17 protein-coding genes and 1 tRNA gene are annotated in these 18,821 nt (G+C 67.1%); 7 read left to right on the top strand and 11 right to left on the bottom strand.

Annotated features, from left to right (window positions below; all coding sequences use genetic code 11):
- Window positions 1-52: 52 nt before the first annotated feature.
- Both A5779_RS17550 and A5779_RS17555 read right to left on the bottom strand, forming a co-directional pair.
- A tRNA-Thr gene (locus tag A5779_RS17550) sits at window positions 53-128 on the bottom strand.
- 56 nt (window positions 129-184) lie between these two features.
- On the bottom strand, window positions 185-1,393 hold the full coding sequence (locus tag A5779_RS17555; RefSeq protein ID WP_064884000.1) for a DNA polymerase III subunit delta': 1,209 nt from the start codon (window positions 1,391-1,393) through the stop codon (window positions 185-187).
- Between the two features lie 82 nt (window positions 1,394-1,475).
- Here A5779_RS17555 and A5779_RS17560 point away from each other — a divergent pair, with 82 nt between their 5' ends.
- Window positions 1,476-3,101, top strand: a complete 1,626-nt coding sequence (locus tag A5779_RS17560; RefSeq protein ID WP_064884001.1) for an adenylate/guanylate cyclase domain-containing protein — start codon at window positions 1,476-1,478, stop codon at window positions 3,099-3,101.
- Window positions 3,102-3,197: 96 nt separating this feature from the next.
- On the opposite strand, the gene topA is transcribed toward A5779_RS17560, so the two are convergent.
- The 3 genes from topA to A5779_RS17575 form a co-directional block, all read right to left on the bottom strand.
- Window positions 3,198-6,050, bottom strand: a complete 2,853-nt coding sequence (topA, locus tag A5779_RS17565; protein WP_064884003.1) for a type I DNA topoisomerase — start codon at window positions 6,048-6,050, stop codon at window positions 3,198-3,200.
- A gap of 102 nt (window positions 6,051-6,152) precedes the next feature.
- Window positions 6,153-6,746: a hypothetical protein gene (locus tag A5779_RS17570; protein WP_064884004.1), complete on the bottom strand. Its 594-nt coding sequence runs from the start codon at window positions 6,744-6,746 to the stop codon at window positions 6,153-6,155.
- Window positions 6,747-6,844: 98 nt separating this feature from the next.
- Window positions 6,845-7,048: a cold-shock protein gene (locus tag A5779_RS17575; RefSeq protein ID WP_003882601.1), complete on the bottom strand. Its 204-nt coding sequence runs from the start codon at window positions 7,046-7,048 to the stop codon at window positions 6,845-6,847.
- A 297-nt stretch (window positions 7,049-7,345) separates the two neighbouring features.
- Here A5779_RS17575 and A5779_RS17580 point away from each other — a divergent pair, with 297 nt between their 5' ends.
- Both A5779_RS17580 and A5779_RS17585 read left to right on the top strand, forming a co-directional pair.
- Window positions 7,346-9,700: a DNA 3'-5' helicase SftH gene (locus A5779_RS17580; RefSeq protein ID WP_064884006.1), complete on the top strand. Its 2,355-nt coding sequence runs from the start codon at window positions 7,346-7,348 to the stop codon at window positions 9,698-9,700.
- A 278-nt stretch (window positions 9,701-9,978) separates the two neighbouring features.
- Window positions 9,979-11,004 carry a PAS domain-containing protein gene (locus A5779_RS17585; protein WP_064884080.1) on the top strand — a complete coding sequence of 342 codons (1,026 nt, stop codon included), beginning with the start codon at window positions 9,979-9,981 and terminating at the stop codon, window positions 11,002-11,004.
- Here A5779_RS17585 and A5779_RS34540 read toward each other — a convergent pair.
- The 6 genes from A5779_RS34540 to A5779_RS17615 all read right to left on the bottom strand — a co-directional run bounded on the left by A5779_RS34540 (window position 11,001) and on the right by A5779_RS17615 (window position 13,443).
- Window positions 11,001-11,327, bottom strand: a complete 327-nt coding sequence (locus A5779_RS34540; RefSeq protein WP_064884009.1) for an Rv3654c family TadE-like protein — start codon at window positions 11,325-11,327, stop codon at window positions 11,001-11,003. The two genes, A5779_RS17585 and A5779_RS34540, sit on opposite strands and share 4 nt — an antisense overlap.
- 16 nt (window positions 11,328-11,343) lie before the next feature.
- Window positions 11,344-11,616, bottom strand: a complete 273-nt coding sequence (locus tag A5779_RS34545) for a TadE family type IV pilus minor pilin (RefSeq protein WP_064884012.1) — start codon at window positions 11,614-11,616, stop codon at window positions 11,344-11,346.
- Between the two features lie 62 nt (window positions 11,617-11,678).
- Window positions 11,679-11,882: a DUF4244 domain-containing protein gene (locus A5779_RS17600; protein WP_055118101.1), complete on the bottom strand. Its 204-nt coding sequence runs from the start codon at window positions 11,880-11,882 to the stop codon at window positions 11,679-11,681.
- 27 nt (window positions 11,883-11,909) lie between these two features.
- The gene (locus A5779_RS17605) at window positions 11,910-12,491 is read right to left on the bottom strand and encodes a type II secretion system F family protein (RefSeq protein ID WP_064884014.1); all 582 of its coding nucleotides are present in this window, start codon (window positions 12,489-12,491) and stop codon (window positions 11,910-11,912) included.
- A complete protein-coding gene (locus A5779_RS17610) occupies window positions 12,488-13,270 on the bottom strand; it encodes a type II secretion system F family protein (protein ID WP_064884017.1) in 783 nt (260 codons plus the stop codon). Before A5779_RS17610 ends, A5779_RS17605 begins: the two co-directional genes overlap by 4 nt.
- Window positions 13,267-13,443: a hypothetical protein gene (locus tag A5779_RS17615; protein WP_064884020.1), complete on the bottom strand. Its 177-nt coding sequence runs from the start codon at window positions 13,441-13,443 to the stop codon at window positions 13,267-13,269. The genes A5779_RS17610 and A5779_RS17615 overlap by 4 nt, the downstream gene beginning before the upstream one ends.
- 174 nt (window positions 13,444-13,617) lie before the next feature.
- Between A5779_RS17615 and A5779_RS17620 the strand changes: the two genes are divergently transcribed.
- The 4 genes from A5779_RS17620 to A5779_RS17635 form a co-directional block, all read left to right on the top strand.
- On the top strand, window positions 13,618-14,328 hold the full coding sequence (locus tag A5779_RS17620) for a hypothetical protein (RefSeq protein WP_003882610.1): 711 nt from the start codon (window positions 13,618-13,620) through the stop codon (window positions 14,326-14,328).
- Between the two features lie 61 nt (window positions 14,329-14,389).
- Complete coding sequence (locus A5779_RS17625; protein ID WP_003882611.1) at window positions 14,390-15,634, top strand: ImmA/IrrE family metallo-endopeptidase; 1,245 nt, start codon at window positions 14,390-14,392, stop codon at window positions 15,632-15,634.
- Between the two features lie 16 nt (window positions 15,635-15,650).
- Window positions 15,651-16,853 (top strand): tyrosine-type recombinase/integrase, encoded by a 1,203-nt coding sequence (locus A5779_RS17630; protein ID WP_021269098.1) that lies wholly within the window; start codon window positions 15,651-15,653, stop codon window positions 16,851-16,853.
- The coding region (locus tag A5779_RS17635; RefSeq protein ID WP_064876225.1) for a site-specific integrase at window positions 16,840-18,821 on the top strand (1,982 nt) is incomplete at its 3' end. The genes A5779_RS17630 and A5779_RS17635, both read left to right, overlap by 14 nt.

Consider the following 18,821-nt stretch of genomic DNA (forward strand, 5'->3'; position numbering starts at 1 on the left):
TCGGCCTGCCGGAGCAGAAAGGGACGGTCCACCAGAGCCGACCAAAAACGCGTGGAGCCACCCAGGGGAATCGAACCCCTGACCTATTCATTACGAGTGAATTGCTCTACCGACTGAGCTAGGGTGGCGCACCCGGGCGAACCGGGCGGCACCACTTTACGGCAGACGCTGCCCAGGACCCAACTCACCCACGTAGCGCCTGCCCGACGGTCGCCACCATGGCGTCGACGGCGAACTTCGGCTTGACGTTGACGGCCAGCGCTTCACGGCATTCCAGCACCGCCTCAATACAGCGCAGCAGCCGGTCGGGTGGCACGTGGGCGGCCATGGCCTCCACCTTCTCGGCCATGTCCGGGTGGTTCGCCGTGACACCGCCGGCGCCCGACGACACCAGCAGGGCATCGCGGAAGTAGGTGGCCAGGTCGATCAGGGCCCGATCCAGCGCATCGCGGGAGGCGCGGGTCTGCCGTGATTTCTGCCGTCGCTCCAGCTCTTTGAGCGCACCGGCAGTCCCGCGGGTGGTGGCGGCGGTACCCTTTCCGGTCCCACCTGCCCCCAGGGCGGTCTTGAGCTCCTCGGTCTCGGTCTCGTTGCGCCCCGCGGTCAACGCCAGTGCCTCGGACTCGGCCACGGCGACCATCTCCTCGGCCGCCGCGAACGCCCGCGCCGGCGTCGCAGCGTCGCGGGCCAGCCCGAGCGCCCGCTTCCGACGGTCCCTGGCCTCGGGATCGGTCGCCAGCCGCCGGGCCCGCCCCACATGGCCGCCGCTGACGGAGGCCGCCCAGCGTGCGTCTGCCTCGGGCAGCCCGTCACCGGAGATCAGCACATCGGCGATGGCGTCCACCGACGGCGTGGTCAGCGCCACGTGCCGGCACCGGGAACGCAGCGTGATCGCGATGTCCTCGGGGTCCACCGACGGCGCGCAGAGCAGGAACACAGTCGACGCCGGTGGCTCCTCCACCACCTTGAGCAGCGCGTTGGCCGCGCCCTCGGTGAGCCGGTCGGCATCCTCGATCACCACGACCTGCCACCGCCCGGTCCCGGGCCGGCGCGAGGCGATCTGGACGATCTCGCGCATCTCCTTGACCGCAATCGACAGTCCCTCGGGCACGATGCGGCGCACATCGGCGTGGGTTCCGGCCATCGTCGTCGTACAGGCCCGGCATTCACCGCACCCCGGCGTCCCCTCTGACGTGCACTGCAGGGCCGCCGCGAAGCACAGTGCGGCAACCGAACGCCCCGATCCGGGCGGGCCGGTGATCAGCCAGGCATGTGTCATGGTCCCCACGGTGATGCCACTGTGTGGCGAATCACCTCGGGCCGCCGACGCGGCCGCCACCAGCTCCTGTTCCACCGCATGCTGGCCCACCAGCCGCGAAAAGACCCCGCTCATCGTCCCCAACAGTAGTGGTCAAGCCGACACAACCACGTCACAGCAGGCGCTCAACGTCCCTGGGGCCCGATACGGTGAACGGGTGACCGCGGAGGCAATACCCATGAGGCGAATCAATGCATTCGTCCGATGGGTGGCGCGTACCCCGTGGCCGGTGTTCACACTGGGCATGCTGCAGGCCGACATCATCGGCGCGCTGTTCGTGCTCGGCTTCCTGCGCTTCGGTCTGCCTCCCGAGGACCGCATCCAGCTCCAGGATCTGCCAGTGCTCAACCTGGCGATCTTCCTGGGGTATCTGTTCGTGTCGTTCACCGTCGGCGCCTACCTGGCCCTGCGCCTGCTGATCCCGGTGATCCGGTGGCAGCGCCGCGACACCCTGCTGACGAAGTCGGACCCCGGCATCACCGAGTTGGCCCGCGTACGGGCGCTGAAGATGCCCTTTTACCGCACCCTGATCAGCGTCACGAACTGGCTGCTGGGCTCGATCGTGTTCATCGTGGCCAGCTGGCCGGTGGCCAGTAAGTCGGCCCCCGTGGTTCTCGTCGCCACCGCACTCGGGGCGACGGCCACGGCGATCATCGGCTACCTGCAGTCCGAGCGGGTGCTGCGGCCGGTCGCGGTAGCCGCGCTGCGCGGCGGGGTTCCGGAGAACTTCCGCGCCCCAGGGGTGATTCTGCGCCAGGTGCTGACCTGGGTGCTGTCGACGGGCGTGCCGGTCCTTGCCATCGTCCTGGCGCTGGTGGCCAGCAAGTTCTCGATCCTGACCGCATCGGCGGACCGGCTGATCACCCCGCTGTTGCTGTTGGCCGTGGCCGCGCTGGTGATCGGGCTGTCCGGCACCGTGCTGGTGGCGATGTCGATCGCCGACCCGCTGCGCCAGCTGCGCTGGGCGTTGGGCGAGGTGCAGCGCGGTAACTACAACGCGCACATGCAGATCTACGACGCCAGCGAGCTGGGCCTGCTGCAGGCCGGGTTCAACGACATGGTGCGCGAGCTGGCCGAGCGGCAACGACTACGTGACCTGTTCGGTCGCTATGTGGGTGAGGACGTCGCCCGACGCGCCCTGGAGCGCGGCACCGAGCTCGGCGGCCAGGAACGCGATGTGGCGGTGCTGTTCGTGGACCTGGTGGGTTCGACGCATCTGGCGTCGACGATCCCGGCCGGCGACGTGGTGAACCTGCTCAACGAGTTCTTCCGGGTCATCGTCGACACGGTCAACCGGCACGGCGGATTCGTCAACAAGTTCCAGGGTGACGCGGCCCTGGCCATTTTCGGTGCCCCGATCGAGCATCCCGACGCCTCCGGCGGCGCGCTCGCGGCGTCGCGTGAACTGCACGACGAGCTGCTCAGCGTGCTGGGCACCGACACCGAGTTCGGTATCGGTGTGTCGGCCGGGCGCGCGATCGCCGGCCATATCGGTGCTCAGGCCCGGTTCGAGTACACCGTGATCGGTGATCCGGTGAACGAGGCCGCCCGCCTCACCGAGCTCGCCAAGCTGGAGGAGGGCCATGTGCTGGCCTCGGCGATCGCGGTCAGCGGCGCCCTGGACGCCGAGGCACTGAGCTGGGACGTCGGCGAGATCGTCGAATTGCGCGGACGCACCGTGCCCACTCAGCTGGCCCGCCCGATGAATCTGGTCCTGCCACGGGATCTGGAGCGCGAAGCCGAACGCGATGTCACCGACGACGATGTGCGGAGCTCGACCTAGACGCACCTCACCGCCGAATGGCCAGTTATTGCACACCTTTTCGCGAAGCACGTGACATAACTGGCCGCTCGGCGCACAACACGGGGCTCGAGCAGGTCAGGCCTTCTTGGCGGCGGCCTTCTTCGCCGGGGCCTTCTTGGCAGCGGTTTTCTTGGCAGCAGCCTTCTTCGCCGGAGCCTTCTTCGCGGCCTTCTTCACCGGACCACGGGCCCGACGATCGGCCAGCAGTTCCGAGGCGCGCTCGTCGGTGATCGAGGCGACGTCGTCGCCCTTGCGCAGGCTGGCATTGGTCTCACCGTCGGTGACATACGGACCGAACCGCCCGTCCTTGATCACCATCGGCTTGCCCGAGGCCGGGTCGGTACCCAGCTCACGCAGCGGCGGGGCCGCAGCGGCCTGGCGCCCACGGCGTTTCGGCTCGGCGTAGATCTTGAGAGCCTCGTCGAGGGTGATGGTGAACATCTGTTCCTCGGTGGCCAGCGAACGAGAGTCGGTGCCGCGCTTGAGATACGGACCGTAGCGGCCGTTCTGCGCGGTGATCTCCTCGTTGTTCGACGGGTCGACACCGACCACCCGGGGCAGCGACAGCAGCTTGAGCGCGTCGTCCAGCGTCACGGTCTCCAGATCCATTGTGCGCAAGAGAGATCCGGTGCGCGGCTTGGGTCCGGTCGGCTTCTTGCCCTTCTTGGCCGTCGTACCGGCATCCGGATCCTCGGGGGGTTCCGGGAGGATCTCGGTGACGTAGGGACCGAATCGTCCGTCCTTGGCGACGATCTCGTGCCCGGACACCGGGTCGATACCCAGCACGCGGCCCTCTTGCGGTGTTGCGAAAGCCTTCTCGGCCAACTCGAGGGTCAGCTCGTCGGGCGTCAGCTCATCCTTGAGGTTGGCGCGCTGCGGCTTGAGCTCCCCTGGATTGTCCGGATCCGCGATCATCCGCTCCAGGTACGGGCCGTTGCGACCGACCCGGACCACCACAGCGCGACCTTCGTCGTCATCGAAGAGCTTGATGGAGTTGACTTCTCGCGCGTCGATGCCTTCGAGGTTGCCGCCGACGAGGTGCTTGAGGCCCCCGGCGCGGGCGATGGATCCCTCGACGCCGTGCTCACCGCCGAAGTAGAAGTTCGACAGCCAGTTGGTGCGTTGTTCCTGGCCGTTGGCGATCTCGTCGAGCTCGTCTTCCATGGCCGCGGTGAAGTCGTAATCCACCAGCCGGCCGAAGTGTTGCTCCAACAGTCCGATGACGGCAAAGGCGACCCACGACGGGACCAGCGCACTGCCCTTTTTGACCACGTAGCCGCGGTCCTGGATGGTCTTGATGATCGAGCTGTACGTCGACGGGCGGCCGATACCGAGTTCTTCGAGGGCCTTGATCAGCGACGCCTCGGTGTAGCGGGCCGGCGGGCTGGTGGTGTGCCCGTCGGCGGTCAGATCGGCGGCGTCGACGCGCTGGCCCTGGGTCAGGTTCGGCAGCTGGCTCTCGGCGTCGTCGGCCTCACCGCCGGCCTGCTCGTCGAGGCTCTCGACGTAGGCCTTCAGGAAGCCCGCGAACGTGATCGTGCGGCCGGACGCGTTGAAGACGACCTGATGAACGCCCGCGGTGCCCCCGTCCAATGTCGCCGCCGGGGCGGCTCCGGCGATTCGCAGCGACAGCGTCGTACCGCGCGCATCGGCCATCTGGGAGGCCACGGTGCGCTGCCAGATCAGCTCGTAGAGCCGGAACTCGTCGGTGTCCAGCTGCGCGTGCAGCTGCCCCGGGGTCTGGAACACGTCACCGGCTGGGCGGATCGCCTCGTGCGCCTCCTGGGCGTTCTTGACCTTGCGGGTGTACTGCCGCGGCGACGGATGCACGTACTCGTCACCGTAGAGCTGCCGCGCCTGATTGCGTGCGGCGTTGATGGCCGACTCCGACAACGTGGTCGAGTCGGTACGCATGTAGGTGATGTAGCCGTTCTCGTACAACCGCTGCGCGATGCTCATGGTCCGCTCCGAGGAGAACCGCAGCTTGCGGGCGGCCTCCTGCTGCAACGTGGAGGTCATGAACGGCGCGTAGGGCTTGCGCGTGTACGGCTTCTGCTCGACGGAGCTGACGGCCAACTGGGCGCCGCGCAGACCGGCGGCCAGGGCCCCGGCGCTCGCTTCGTCGAGCACGAGCACCTCGTCGGGCTTCTTCAACTGGCCCAGCGAGTCGAAATCACGACCGGCGGCGACGCGGCGGCCGTCGACGGTGTTGAGCTTGGCGGTGAACTTGGGCGGGGTGGCCTCCGGGTCGGAGACCGACGCGTCCAACTCCGCGCTGACGTCCCAGTACCCGGCGCTGCGGAACGCCATGCGCTCCCGCTCACGCTGCACGATGATGCGGGTGGCCACCGACTGCACCCGGCCCGCCGACAGCTTCGGCGCGACCTTCTTCCACAGCACGGGCGACACTTCGTAGCCGTAGAGCCGGTCGAGGATGCGGCGGGTTTCCTGCGCGTCGACCAGCGCGATGTCCAGGTCACGGGGGTTTTCCGCGGCGGCCCGGATCGCGGGTTCGGTGATCTCGTGGAACACCATCCGCCGGACCGGCACCTTGGGCTTCAGCGTCTCCAGGAGGTGCCAGGCGATCGCCTCACCCTCGCGGTCACCGTCCGTTGCGAGGTAGAGCTCGTCGACACCCTTGAGCAGGTCTTTGAGCTCGGTGACAGTGCTCTTCTTCTCGGGGCTGACGATGTAGAGCGGTTCGAAGTTGTCGTCGACGTTGACCCCGAGGCGTGCCCACGGCTCGGATTTGTACTTGGCGGGCACGTCAGCGGCATTGCGCGGCAGGTCACGGATGTGCCCACGGGAGGATTCGACCACGTAATTGGAGCCCAGGTAGCCGGCGATCTTGCGCGCCTTGGTCGGCGACTCGACAATCACGAGTCGCCGGACATTCCCCTTGCTACCGCTGCCGCTATCGCCAGCCAACGTGCTTACGCTCCACTTCTATAGTTGCCGCGCCACGCCCGGCAACTGACAATTTCGCATTACGCGCGAGCCTACGCAAACCGGCTCTCCGCATGTGCACCATTAAATACGTGGCCATTGCGCCAACGCGGAGGCCTCCCTGGGCGGTTCCCCGACATTCTCCACCAGGCGTGACAGGCGTCGACGCCCACTGATCCGCAGGGCGGGATGGGAGCCTCTGGTCCCGATCAGAGTCGGGGCGATTCCCACCCGCATCATGGCCGCGGCCAGCGGAGCGTGGGTATCGGGCGCATGCGGGTCCAGCCCCAGCAGGTAACGGTCGTCGGCCTCGGGTGTGCCCGCCGCCAGCGTCCAGGCCCGCAACTCGCGGGCACCGGGCAGCCATCGGGGCGGCACTGTCTTGACCGCGCCCCTGGTCCATTCCCCGGCGATCAGCATCAACTGCGGATCCAGCGCCGTACGCACCAGCGGGTTGTTCTCGTCGGTCCGGGAGATCTCCGGCACCAGCCCAACCTCGGTGATCATCTCGGCCAGGCCGTTGGCCCGCCACAGCTCGGCGACGACCACCGAGATCCGGGCCGCCTGCCGACCGCCGCTGCTCGCCAGAACGATCTGTCCCGGCCCGGCAAGCACCCCGGTCAGGTCGGCCACCGCAGGCGGCACCGACTCAGCCGAGAAGAAGGACAGCTGGCTCACAAACCGACACTAGGCCAGCACAGGCTGCAAAAACGAGAACACCCCCGCGGTGTCCGATTTTGGACTCACACGGGGGTGTCTCTTTGGGTTTGTTTGGCTCAGATGGCCCGAACACCCGTGGCCTGCGGCCCCTTGGGGCTCTGGCCAACCTCGAACTCAACCTTCTGGTTCTCCTCCAGGGTGCGGAATCCGCTGCCCTGGATTTCCGTGTAGTGGACAAACACGTCGGCAGAGCCGTCCTCCGGAGCGATGAAGCCGAAGCCCTTTTCCGCGTTGAACCACTTCACAGTTCCCTGTGGCATCTTTTGTTCTTTCCTTCTCTTTCAACCGGGTGCGGTCCACCGACTTCCGGTGCACCGGGCCCGTTCCGACCGCCATCCTTCGTGGAGTCGCCCGGAACTGACCCGACCTACAACCCTCGCAGGAACCGCGATCGCAACGACGATCCTGCGAGTGCGAGTACAAACACAGAAGCTGCGACCGTGATCAGTCAACCATGTTCGGGTCGGCTGCGACAGTCTTGTCTTGCGGCGCGTGGTGAACAATTCGTTTACAAATCCGGGCCGTTGTCGGCGGGGTAGATCGTAGGAGGACGGACAGTGCTGGATCAGGGGGCGGATTTCGGCCGTGAGCTGCTGGCTTGCGCTGTCGACGGCACCCCTTCCGGGGAAGATCCGCTACGCCATGTTGCGGATATACCGGCGCGGCCCGGCAAACCAGATCGATGGCCGCAATGGGCCCATCCGGAGGTCATTCAGGCTTTGCAGGACCGCGGCGTGACCGCACCGTGGTCGCATCAGCTCGCCGCCGCCGAATTGGCCCGCGCCGGCCGACATGTGGTGGTGTCCACGGGAACCGCATCGGGTAAGTCCCTGGCCTACCAATTACCGATCCTCTCGGCGTTGGCCGAGGACCGGCAGACCCGGGTGCTGTACCTGTCCCCGACGAAGGCGCTCGGACACGACCAGCTGCGTACCGCACAGAACCTGACGGAGACCGTCGCCGCTCTGCGGGACGTGGCGCCGGCGCCGTATGACGGTGACAGCGCCACCGAGGTCCGTCGGTTCGCCCGGGAACGGTCGAGATGGATTTTCTCCAATCCGGACATGATCCATCTGTCGCTGCTGCGCAACCATGCCCGATGGGCGGTGTTCCTGCGTCACCTCAAGTACGTCGTAGTCGACGAATGTCATTACTACCGTGGCATTTTCGGTTCCAACGTGGCGATGGTACTGAGGCGCCTGTTGCGATTGTGCGAGCGATATTCCGCCGACGGCTCGGTACCGACGGTGATTTTCGCGAGTGCCACCACGGCGTCACCGGCCGAGACGGCCGCGGAGTTGATCGGGCAGACAGTGGCCGAGGTGACCGAGGACGGCTCACCGCAGGGCGCCCGCACGATCGCGTTGTGGGAACCGGCCCTGCTCGACGATCTCACCGGTGAGAACGGCGCGCCGGTCCGGCGTTCGGCCGGCGCCGAGGCCGCCCGGGTCATGGCCGACCTGATGTCCGAGGGCGCACGCACGTTGACCTTCGTCCGGTCCCGGCGCGGCGCCGAACTCACCGCGCTGGGAACCCGGGCCCGGTTGGAGGACACCGCACCAGAGCTGGCCGATCAGGTGGCGTCCTACCGGGCCGGTTTTCTCGCCGAGGACCGCCGCGAACTGGAGCACGCCCTGACCGACGGCCGGCTGCGTGGGCTGGCCACCACCAACGCACTCGAGCTCGGTATCGACATCGCCGGACTCGACGCTGTGGTGATGGCGGGGTTTCCCGGCACCGTCACCTCGTTCTGGCAGCAGGCCGGGCGGTCCGGCCGGCGCGGACAGGGCGCGCTGATCGTGTTGATCGCCCGCGACGATCCCCTGGACACCTACCTGGTGCACCATCCCGCGGCGCTGCTGGACAAGCCGATCGAGCGGGTGGTCATCGACCCGACGAATCCACACGTGCTGGGCCCGCAGTTGCTCTGCGCCGCAGCCGAGCTACCGCTCACCGCGGCCGAGGTCCGGTTGTGGAACGCCGAGGCGGTGGCCGAAACCCTGGTCGACGACGGACTGCTCCGGAAGCGTCCCAGCGGCTATTTCCCCGCACCCGGGGTGGATCCGCACCCGGCCGTGGACATCCGCGGCTCCAGCGGCGGTCAGATCGCGATCCTGGAGGTCGACACCGGCAGGATGCTGGGCAGCACCGGCGCCGGGCAGGCGGCGTCGTCGTTGCATCCCGGCGCCGTGTATCTGCACCAGGGCGAGACCTTTCTGGTCGACTCGTTGTCCTTCGAGGACGGGGTGGCGTTCGTGCATGCCGCCGATCCGGGCTACAGCACGTTCGCCAGGGAACTCACCGACATCGCCGTCACCGGTCCCGGCGAGCGCAGGACGTTCGGCCCGGTCACCGTGGGCCTGGTTCCGGTGTCGGTGACCAACACCGTGGTGGGTTACCTGCGCCGGCGGATCGATGGCGAGGTCATCGATTTCGTGGAACTGGACATGCCGCCGAGCACCCTGGACACCATGGCCGTGATGTGCACCATCACCCCGGAAGCGTTACAGGACAACGGCATCGATCTGCTGGCCATGCCGGGAAGTCTGCATGCCGCCGAACACGCAGCGATCGGTCTGCTGCCCCTGGTGGCCAGCTGCGACCGCGGCGACATCGGCGGAGTCTCGACGGCCGTCGGACCGGTCGACGGTTTGCCGTCGATCTTCGTCTACGACGGCTATCCCGGCGGGGCGGGTTTCGCCGACCGCGGATTCCGCAATCTGAGTACGTGGTGGGGCGCCACTGCCGACGCGATCGAGGCTTGTGAGTGCCCGCAGGGGTGCCCCTCGTGCGTGCAGTCACCGAAATGCGGCAACGGGAACGACCCGCTGGACAAATCGGGCGCGATACAAGTGCTCCGCCTGGTGCTCGGCGCGCTGAGTACGTCCTCAGCGGACCCCCGACCGCGTTGACGACCGACCCCTCGACGGCCGACTACGTGGATCTACTACTGCGTGGCTGCATTCGGCCACGCCGAACACACAGACGGTGCGACGAACGGTCGGACAACGCGATCCGTTCCCAATCCCGGAGGCCGGGCGCAGTGGCAAATTACGTGAACTCACTCATGTTTGCAACCCGACAGACCCGGCTTCGGGTATCTGCGACCGTAATCCGCAGTTTTCTCCTGCGGATCACGTCGTCGTCGCAGGCGTAATACAGCTACCCACACCCCGGTAAAATGCCGCGCATGACCCACGACTGGCTGCTCGTGGAGACACTGGGTAGCGAGCCTGCCGTGGTCGCGCGAGGTCTGCAGACGAAGAACCTTGTCCCGATCAGTGTGTTTCTACGACGAAATCCGCACCTGATGGCAATTCAGAGCGCCATCAGGGAAACCGTCCAGGCCGGCCAGGGCCTCAGCACCATCACACCCAAGAATGACCGCGTAATCCGCACCGAAGTGGTGCGGATGTCCGACGGGCACATCCACGGCGTCCACGTCTGGATCGGACCGATCGACGTCGACCCGCCCCAGCGGCCGGTTCCCGGCCCGCTGGTCTGGGACCTGACCGCAGGCGTGGCCACCGATACCCCTGAATCGCTGCGTAACAGCGGAATGAACCCCGAAACCGAAGCCACCCACGACCGGACGTTCGCCGACGATCTACCGGCCCGGGACCTCAACGGCAGCGAGGCCAAGGTGCTGGCCATGACCGTCAAGCCCGTGGTCGGCAACACCTTGTGCACCACCTGGGATGTCACCGACCATCGCGGGGAGACCATCACGGTGGGATTCGTGGCCCGGGTGACCCTGGAGCCACGCGACGACGGCGCCGACCGGATGGTCTGCCGGGCCATGAACTGGCGCAGCGAGCGCGACTCCCCGGTGACACCCGTCGACAACCTGGCGCAGCGCATCCTCAACGGACTGGCCTGCCCCGGTGTGCACCGGGCCCTGGTCGGCCTCGACGACTGGAAGTTGTTGAAGTGGCTCGACGAGCCCGCACCGTTCTTCGACTGGCGTCACCGCGACGGCGGGCCCGCCCGCATCCACCCGGCCGATGCCCGGCACATGGCCCGGATGACCTCGGATTTCACCGACGGTGTCACCACCGCGGTGCTGCGGATGCGCGCTGAAGACGGCGGCTGGCAGCCGGTGCACATGACGATCAACCGGATCGAACTCGACGACGACACCTTCGCCGGTCTGATCGCGCTGCGGCTACCGACCGACGACGAGGTCGCCGCGGCGGATCTCGACCGGCTCGACTAATCGGCGGTGCCCACCGGTCCGGCGCGAGAGGCTGCGCGGGCTAGACCGACGCCCCATCGGCCGAGTCGCACCGGGACGGATACCTCGAGCACCACGTCGAGGCCGTCGATCCGGCAGGCGCCCAGGTCCGAACGCAGCCGCACCGCGATCTGGGTGGCCCGCGCGCACGCCGCGTCCGGTCCGGACACCACGGCGCCGGCGGCGCCCAAGGCCGCCAGATCCGCTGCGGCCTGGGCCCGGTGCCGGGCCGTGACGGCAGCACCGAGGTAGGCACCACCGGCCGCGAACGCGATCACCGTCGCGATCATCGCCGCGGCCAACACCGTGGCCGAACCGCGCTCACCCGATTCCGGGTTCGGGCACCGCGGCCGCCTCGGCGGACACCGTGAACCCCGGCAGTGCCGTCGCGGCGCTGACCCGGGCGACCACCAGACCGCCGTCGCGGGCGAGATGCACCACCGCGCCGGACGGGGCGATACGCCGAGCGGCCGCCGTGGCCGTCTCGCCCTCACCCCGGGCCGCCAAGCGGGCGGCTTCGCGCGCTGCGTCGATGCACCGGATCTGCATGCCCACCGCGCCAAGGCCACCGACACACAACACCAGGACAGCCACCAGAGCTGCGATGGCAAAAGCCGCCTCGACCGTGACCGCACCCCGGTCATCCAGCCGGTCATCTAGACGTTGGTGTTCAGCGCCCGACTGATGATGTTGGTCAGCGCGCTCACGATCGAATCGCCCGTGACCACGGTGTACAGGATCGCCCCGAACGCCGCGGCGGCGATCGTGCCGATCGCGTATTCGACGGTGCTCATCCCTGATTCGTCGAGCATCAGCAGTGCCGCCCTGGCATTTGCCCGCTGAATCATGTTTCCCGCCATGATATTTCCTCCCTCTGCGATGTGTACTCACAACAAACCTGAACCCAGCACGTCACCGGCCAGGCCGGCGACCACAGGAACGACTCCGAGGCACACGAACGCCGGCAGGTAACACAGCCCCAACGGTCCGGCGACCAGTACCGAGGCCCGTTCTGCCACCGCGTCGGCCGCGGCAGTGGCATCGTGTCGAGCCTGGGCGGCCAACTCGGCCACCCCGTCGGCCAGAGCACTGCCCGATGCCGCCGAGCGGCGGGCCAGCCGCAACAGGGCCTCTGCGTTCTTGTCTTGCGGCACTGTGTCATTGCCACCGGACCAGGCCGTGGCCGGATCCGCTCCGAGCGCCAGCAGCTCAGCCGCGCGCCGCAACATCGGTGCCAGTGACGGTGGCGCCGACGCGGTGGCGGCTGCGGCCGCGGTCGACACCGCCATCCCGGCGGCCAGACATGCGGAGAACAGGTCGAACGTCGAGGCCGCAGCGAGCGGATCATCGGTGTGCACCCGCCGTGGGCCCGTCTGCGGCCCCGGTCCGGGCGCAGCACGGGACCGCACCCGCGCCGGATCCGCACCGACCAGCAGTGCCAGAGCGAGAAGCACTGCTGGCCAACTCATCCCAGTGCCCTTTCGGTGATCCGGTCCGACCACATCAGTCCGGCGCAGGCCAGCAGTACGCCGATCACCAGCAGCCAACCACCTACCCCTGGACCGCACAGGAACACCAAGGGCTGCGCTCCGATCAACTGCCCCAGTGCAATGCCCGCCACCGGCAACCCGGCCAGCACCGCTGCCGTCGCCCGTGGGCCGGCCATCGCCGCTTCGACGTGAGAGGAAAACCGTTCGCGCTCGACGATGTCGCGCTGCGCGGTGCGCATCAGGGTGGCGATCGACAGGCCGTATGCATGAGCCAGTCGCCAGCAGACCGCAAGCCGTTGCCAGTGCATCGGCAACTGCGAAGTTGCCGCGACATCTTCCAGACCGGCCGCGACATCGGCGCCAAGACGGGCCCGGGCGGCGACGGCACCCATGCCCTGACGTACCGCTCCGGACACCTCGCCGGCCGCAGTGCCGAAGGCGCTCACCGGATGGACGCCGGTACGCAGCTCACCCACCAACACGTCCAGGGCGGCCTGCAGTGACGCCGATTCCTCCAACCGCTGCCGACGCGCATGACGGCGCCTCCGGCGTACGACGACCGTCCCGGACACCAGTGCCGTGGCCACGGCGACCGGCGGCGAAATCAGCCAGCCCAGAACAACTCCCAGGACCACCACCATGGGCCCTACCCGAGCGCGCCGCCGAGGAGCCTCCGCCCGCCGCAGCGCGGCAGCGCGCCGAGGCATGACCGGCCACAGCAGAAGTGCGGCAGCCAAGGCCAGTGCACTCCCCGTCACGGCGATACCCGCCGGTCCACCAAAGCATCGAGAATCTCAGCACCGCAGCCCAATCCCGTGTCGGCGTCCCACGCCGTCACCACCTCGAGCTCACCCCTGGCCGCACGGCGCAGCACCGCGATCTCGGAGAGCCTGCGCCGCCCGGCGCCGTCCCGCCCGACATGAAGCAACACCTGCGACGTTTATCAGTAGTTAACTACACAATGTGGGCGCACAATGCGTGTTGAACTGCGTATTTATCGTCGGGTACATGTACTCTAAGAGTGTGCGTAGCAATATCAACCCTCTCGCCACGCCGATGCGGCGTGTTGCTTGCGCTCTCTGTTTTTGTGTGCGAAATTCGCCGTGTGAACCTACAAGAGCGGTTGCGCAAGGCGGTGTCGGATCATGGGCCGTCGTTGGCGACTCTGCGTTACGACTTGGAGGTGGTGATCCCCAAGGTTGGCCAGATGTGGCAGCCGTTGTTCGAGGATCCGTTGGATATTCATGGTCAGGCGTTTTGTACGTGTGTGCGCCAGATGGTGTTGAGGATGCGCGAGCTTCGCAAGCCGATCCCTGGGGACACGTTGTTGACTTCTCGTGGCAGTGGGTTGTCGGTGCAGATCGCCGATTCGCGGGGGATGGATTTTCGTGCGCGACGGTGGCCGTCGAAGGTGTTGCACGGGGAGCGAGTTCGGGTGGTGACGCATCCGACGGGCGGCGATCTTCGGGTGCTGCGGCCGCCGAAGGCTCAGGTCGACGAGCAGATGTTGTTGGACGAGGACGAGCCGGCGCAGTTGTTTCCGTCGCCGATTGTGACTCCGGCCGGTACACCGGATATCTTCGCCCTGTGGTGGCCGACCGACGATGGGTGGGGATTGTCGGAGGCGGTGTTGGCGTTCGTGGTGGATGTGGACAATGCGTCGCGGGTGCAGATTTTGGCAACCGAGCCGCTGCCTCCAGTCACCGACTCTCCGCTGGTGACTCCGTCGGCGCAGGGTCAGGGGCCCAGGGACGACTTCGGCGAGTACGAGCCGCCGGCGCTGGGGACGGGCGAGGATCCCGAGGAGCCGGCTTAAGGGGTCGTGGTGTCGGGGGTCGATGCGAATGTCGGCGGGTGGCTGTTGAATCGAGGTCGCAATGACGACGACCGTGGACGTGTATGGGTTGCGGGTCAACCAGGCCCGGGTCATGCGCGCGATGACTGCCACTGCGGTGATGGAAGCGTTGGGCTGGAAGCATTCTCGGCTGAACCGGTTGGAGAAGTCGACCACGACGGCGTTGCCGATCAAGGATTTCGACCGGCTGGTGGCGGTGTTGCGGTTCCCGGCGAAATTTTTCACCACCGCTCCGACGTCGCGGGTGCACCAGTCGGATCTGTTGTTCCGTGCGCCGCGGTCGATCACGGCGACCGAGCGGGAGTATTTGGCGCAGTTCGCGGCATTGGCTGGGGAGTTTCTCGACGAGCTCAATGGCCGCACTCAGTTACCTGCGGTGAAGTTGCCGATACTTCCGATCGACACCGCAGTGACCCAGGCCGCTGCGGCGGTGCGTGCCAGTTGGGGGTTGGAGCACGATCAGCCGATCGAGTACCTGACGCATGAGATCGAGCGCAGCGGTGTGGTGGTCGTGGTGCGCCGCTTGCTGACCTCCTCGTCACGGCGGATCCTGGGTGACGGGGATTCCACCGGCAAGATCGACAAGCATTTGGGTTATTCGGTGCGTGTCGGGGAGTTCAATACCCGGCCGTTGATCGTTGTGCGGCAATCGAATTCGTGGGAACGGACCCGCTGGACGCTGGCTCATGAGGTGGGTCATCTGGTGTTGCATGCCTCGGGCAGCGTCACCGAGGCCTGCGAGGAGCAGGCGTCGCAGTTCGCCTCGGAGTTGTTGGCGCCGGCGGCGGTGCTGGCCAAGGACGTGTCGCGGGCTCCGTCGCTGGCGGAGTTGTTGCCGGTGAAAGCAAAGTGGGGTGTGTCGCTGGGGGCGTTGATCAAGCATCTGCATACCTCGCAGTTGTTGACTGGGGCGCGGTTTGAGGCGTTGCGCCGCCAGCTCTACACCCGGGTCAATCCGGATACCGATACGACGTGGGGTCGGGTGGAGCCGGGCTGGAATGACCGTGAGGTGGAGCGGCCACGATTGATCAGCAAGTGGCTGGAGATGGCGTTTTCGGCGCGTTCGGCGGCGATGCTGGCCCCCTATGACTTGGTGTGGCCGCAGGATCTGCTGGAGGACTTCATGGCCGGGCAGCGGGCCGCCCCGGGCGCGGCGGCGGTGCGGGTGGCCGCCGGCAGCGGCAGAGCGACGGTCGGACCCGGGTCATCGGCGCCCAGTACGGGCAGCAATGTGATTCCGTTGCGGCAGCGAAGCCGGCGCGGCTAGAACACAAGGGGGGCCGGTGGCGCGAGTGCAGCGGGTGATCTTTGCCGACCAGCCTGTCACCTACACGGTCGTTGGCGCCGATCATCTGCCGGTGGCCCCGGCTGCGGAGTATCTGAGGTTTCTGCGTGAGGGGGGCGCGTCCCCGCACACGGTGCGTGGCTACGCCGCGGGGTTGGCGCGGTGGTTCACGATGCTCGAGCACACCGGCCATCGCTGGGATGACTTCCCCACCACCCTGTTCGGGCAGTACTTGCAGTATCTGCGGACTGGGGATCTGCCCGGGACACCGCGCCTGGGTGCCCCCGAGACCAAGATGGTGACCAGTTCTTTGCAGCCGCGGGCGGCTGCGGTGTTGTCGATGTATCGCTATCACGCTGATGCCGGCACCACCGAGGTGCCTTATCGGCGTTTGGTCACTCAGCGGGGCAGCTGGCGGCGCCACAACCGCTACGTCGGGTTCCTCGACGGCGTCGGGCCCCACCGCGACGGCGAGCACCCGATCTACCCGGTGCGCACCCCGCGGCGATCGGCTACCCCTGTCTTGTCGCCTGCCCAGGTGGCCACGATCCTCGATGGCTGCTCGGTGCAGCGCGACGGGGACTGGACCGGCGGGGCCGCCGCGGTGCGCAACCGATTGTTTTTCGCAGTACTGGCCGAAACGGGAATGCGTCTGGGCGAGGCCTTATCACTGCGGCACAACGATTTTCATATCGGCGCCGGTGCGACCCCGTGGATCGACATTGTGGAGCGCCAAGATCATCCCCATGGTGCTCGGGTCAAGACCGGGCCGCGGCGGATCTATGTCGGTGATGACCTGGAGGCACTGTATTCAGAGTATGTGTGGCAGTTGGTCGCGATGAACGCCGACCAGGTGGTCGATGATCTGTCGAATCATTTCGTGTTCGTCAATCTGCAACGGGGACCGCGTTTTTCGCCGATGCGCCAGGAGAACATCTACGAGAAGGTGCGCGGGCTGCGCACAGCGCATCGGAGTCTGCCGCCGGATTGGTCACCGCACTGGCTGCGCCACACTCACGCCACCGCGTTGCTGCTGGCGGGGGTGCCTGAGCATGTGGTGATGCGGCGTCTGGGCCACGCCGATGTGCAGACCACTCTGTCCACCTACGGCTGGGTCACCCAGGACGCGGCGATGCGTTCACTGGCCGAGTGGAAAAACTATGTCGCCGGATGGAAAGGACTTCACGATGGCCAGCAATGAGGGCCGCCTGACCACACCGGTAGGCGACCTCGGTGCGGTGGCGTGGCAGGCGCAGTGGGCCCAGGTACCCGCCGAATGGCGCCGCCCGGCCTATCAGGTGCATCTGCCCCCGGCAGATCGGGTGTTCCTGTCCCGCAAGAACGATCTGCCGCCCGCTGCGACCGCTGGGGTGTACGACTTCACCCCGCAGGCCACACCGGCGCGGTTCGCCGACGAGATCGCCTGGTGGGTGTGGGTGTGCTACCACGAGGGGCTGCGCAAGATCGAGCATTCCCTGCTGCGCTGGGCCACCCAGGCCATCAGCGCCGCCGCGGCCGAGTACCGCAGTGCGCACGGCCGCCACCCGGTGAGCATCACCGACCTGGCGGTCAACGACATGGTGCGCCACGCGGTCGTGGTGTTCGAGCGGCGCAATGCGCGGCTGCCCGCCGGCGGCACACGCCGCAATATTGTGGGCCTGATCGAGCATCTGCACCTGTTTGTGTCGGTGCGGGCCAGCGCCATCGACTGGTGGGCCTATGACACCTGGGATCTGCGGGCCGATCCACGGATCCCGCAACGCGAACACGAACCGTGCCACGAGAAGACGGTGCGCATCGGCGCGATCGAACCAGCGTGGCTGCGCGAAGGGGTGCGGTTTTGGCTGCGCACCTGCCTGGATGCGGAGTTGCTGCGCTGGTCATCGGCAGTCGATCGTGCCCGCGAGATGGCGCGCCATTTCGGTGAATTCGTGATCGCGCGTGGCTACACCGATCCCGTCTTATCCGATGACCCGGCGCAGCTACGCCTGATTTTCACTACCTACAACGAATACCTGCGCTCCCCAGCCGCGGCTGCCCGACCTGACAAGCCGTTGTCTGCCACGGCGATCGGCGACAGCCAATCTCAGATCCAGAGCTTCTACACGTTCATGCTCGACCATGCACCCGAGGCCGCGGCAGCCACCGGCGATGCGCGTTGGGAGAACCTGTCCGCGGCGCACACCCGGTTGTGGGGGCCGGCGTTTCGCACCCGCCGCGCCCACCGCACCCGGGAATTGACCTGGTACTCCACTGGAGAACTGCAGCAGATGCTGGCCTACCTCGACGTGCTCGCCGCCCAACGGGGCGCCCTGGTGTCGGTGACCCATCCCGATGGCACCGTGTCGCTGATCAAAGGCCTCGGCGACCCCCAGGCCGCCCGGATCTGGCTGCTGCAAGCACTGACTGGGCGGCGGGCCTCAGAAATTCTCATGCTCGATCACCACCCGCTCGAAGCGATCCCCGGCGCGGCGCGGCCCACCGCCACCGATGACCCCGATGTGTTCGTGGCCAAACTGCGCTACCAACAGACCAAAGTCGACGGGGTCATCCCCACCATCCTGGTCGAGCAGGCCGTGGTCAACGTCATCGCCGAGCAACAGCGCTGGCTCGCCGACACCCACCCCAGCCTCACCCCGAAATACCTGTTCATCGCGGTCAAACAAAACCTGGCCGGGCGCCGGCCCCGCCCGTATGCAACGTATCGGGCCTCCCTGGACAAGCTCGATGCCATCCATGGTCTCAGCGATGCTGCGGGAAACCCGTTGCGGTTCACCCAAACGCATCGGCTGCGCCACACCCGGGCCACCGAACTGCTCAACGACGGCGTGCCGATCCACGTCGTCCAGCGCTACCTGGGCCACAAGAGCCCCGAGATGACCATGCGTTATGCCGCGACACTGGCCGCGACCGCCGAAGCGGAGTTCCTCAAACACAAGAAGATCGGCGCTCACGGCACCGACATCGGAATCAGCCCGTCTGACATGTTGGACATGACCCAGCTCTCAGTGCGCACCGACCGGGTCTTGCCCAACGGGGTGTGCCTGCTGCCGCCACTGAAAACCTGCGACAAGGGCAACGCCTGTCTGTCGTGCGGGCATTTCGCCACCGACGCCACCCACCTCGACGAACTCAAAGATCAGCACGCCAAGACCACGGCGCTGGTCGA

This window comes from Mycolicibacterium peregrinum (assembly GCF_001665625.1).
GTDB classification, from domain to species: domain Bacteria; phylum Actinomycetota; class Actinomycetes; order Mycobacteriales; family Mycobacteriaceae; genus Mycobacterium; species Mycobacterium peregrinum_B.

Bases quoted from the DNA above. Each gene is read 5' to 3' on its own strand.
- A5779_RS17555 (WP_064884000.1), bottom strand. From the start codon at position 1,393: ATGAGCGGGGTCTTTTCGCGGCTGGTGGGCCAGCATGCGGTGGAACAG.
- A5779_RS17575 (WP_003882601.1), bottom strand. From the start codon at position 7,048: ATGCCACAGGGAACTGTGAAGTGGTTCAACGCGGAAAAGGGCTTCGGC.
- A5779_RS17585 (WP_064884080.1), top strand. From the start codon at position 9,979: ATGACCCACGACTGGCTGCTCGTGGAGACACTGGGTAGCGAGCCTGCC.
- A5779_RS17600 (WP_055118101.1), bottom strand. From the start codon at position 11,882: ATGGCGGGAAACATGATTCAGCGGGCAAATGCCAGGGCGGCACTGCTG.
- A5779_RS17605 (WP_064884014.1), bottom strand. From the start codon at position 12,491: ATGAGTTGGCCAGCAGTGCTTCTCGCTCTGGCACTGCTGGTCGGTGCG.
- A5779_RS17625 (WP_003882611.1), top strand. From the start codon at position 14,390: ATGACGACGACCGTGGACGTGTATGGGTTGCGGGTCAACCAGGCCCGG.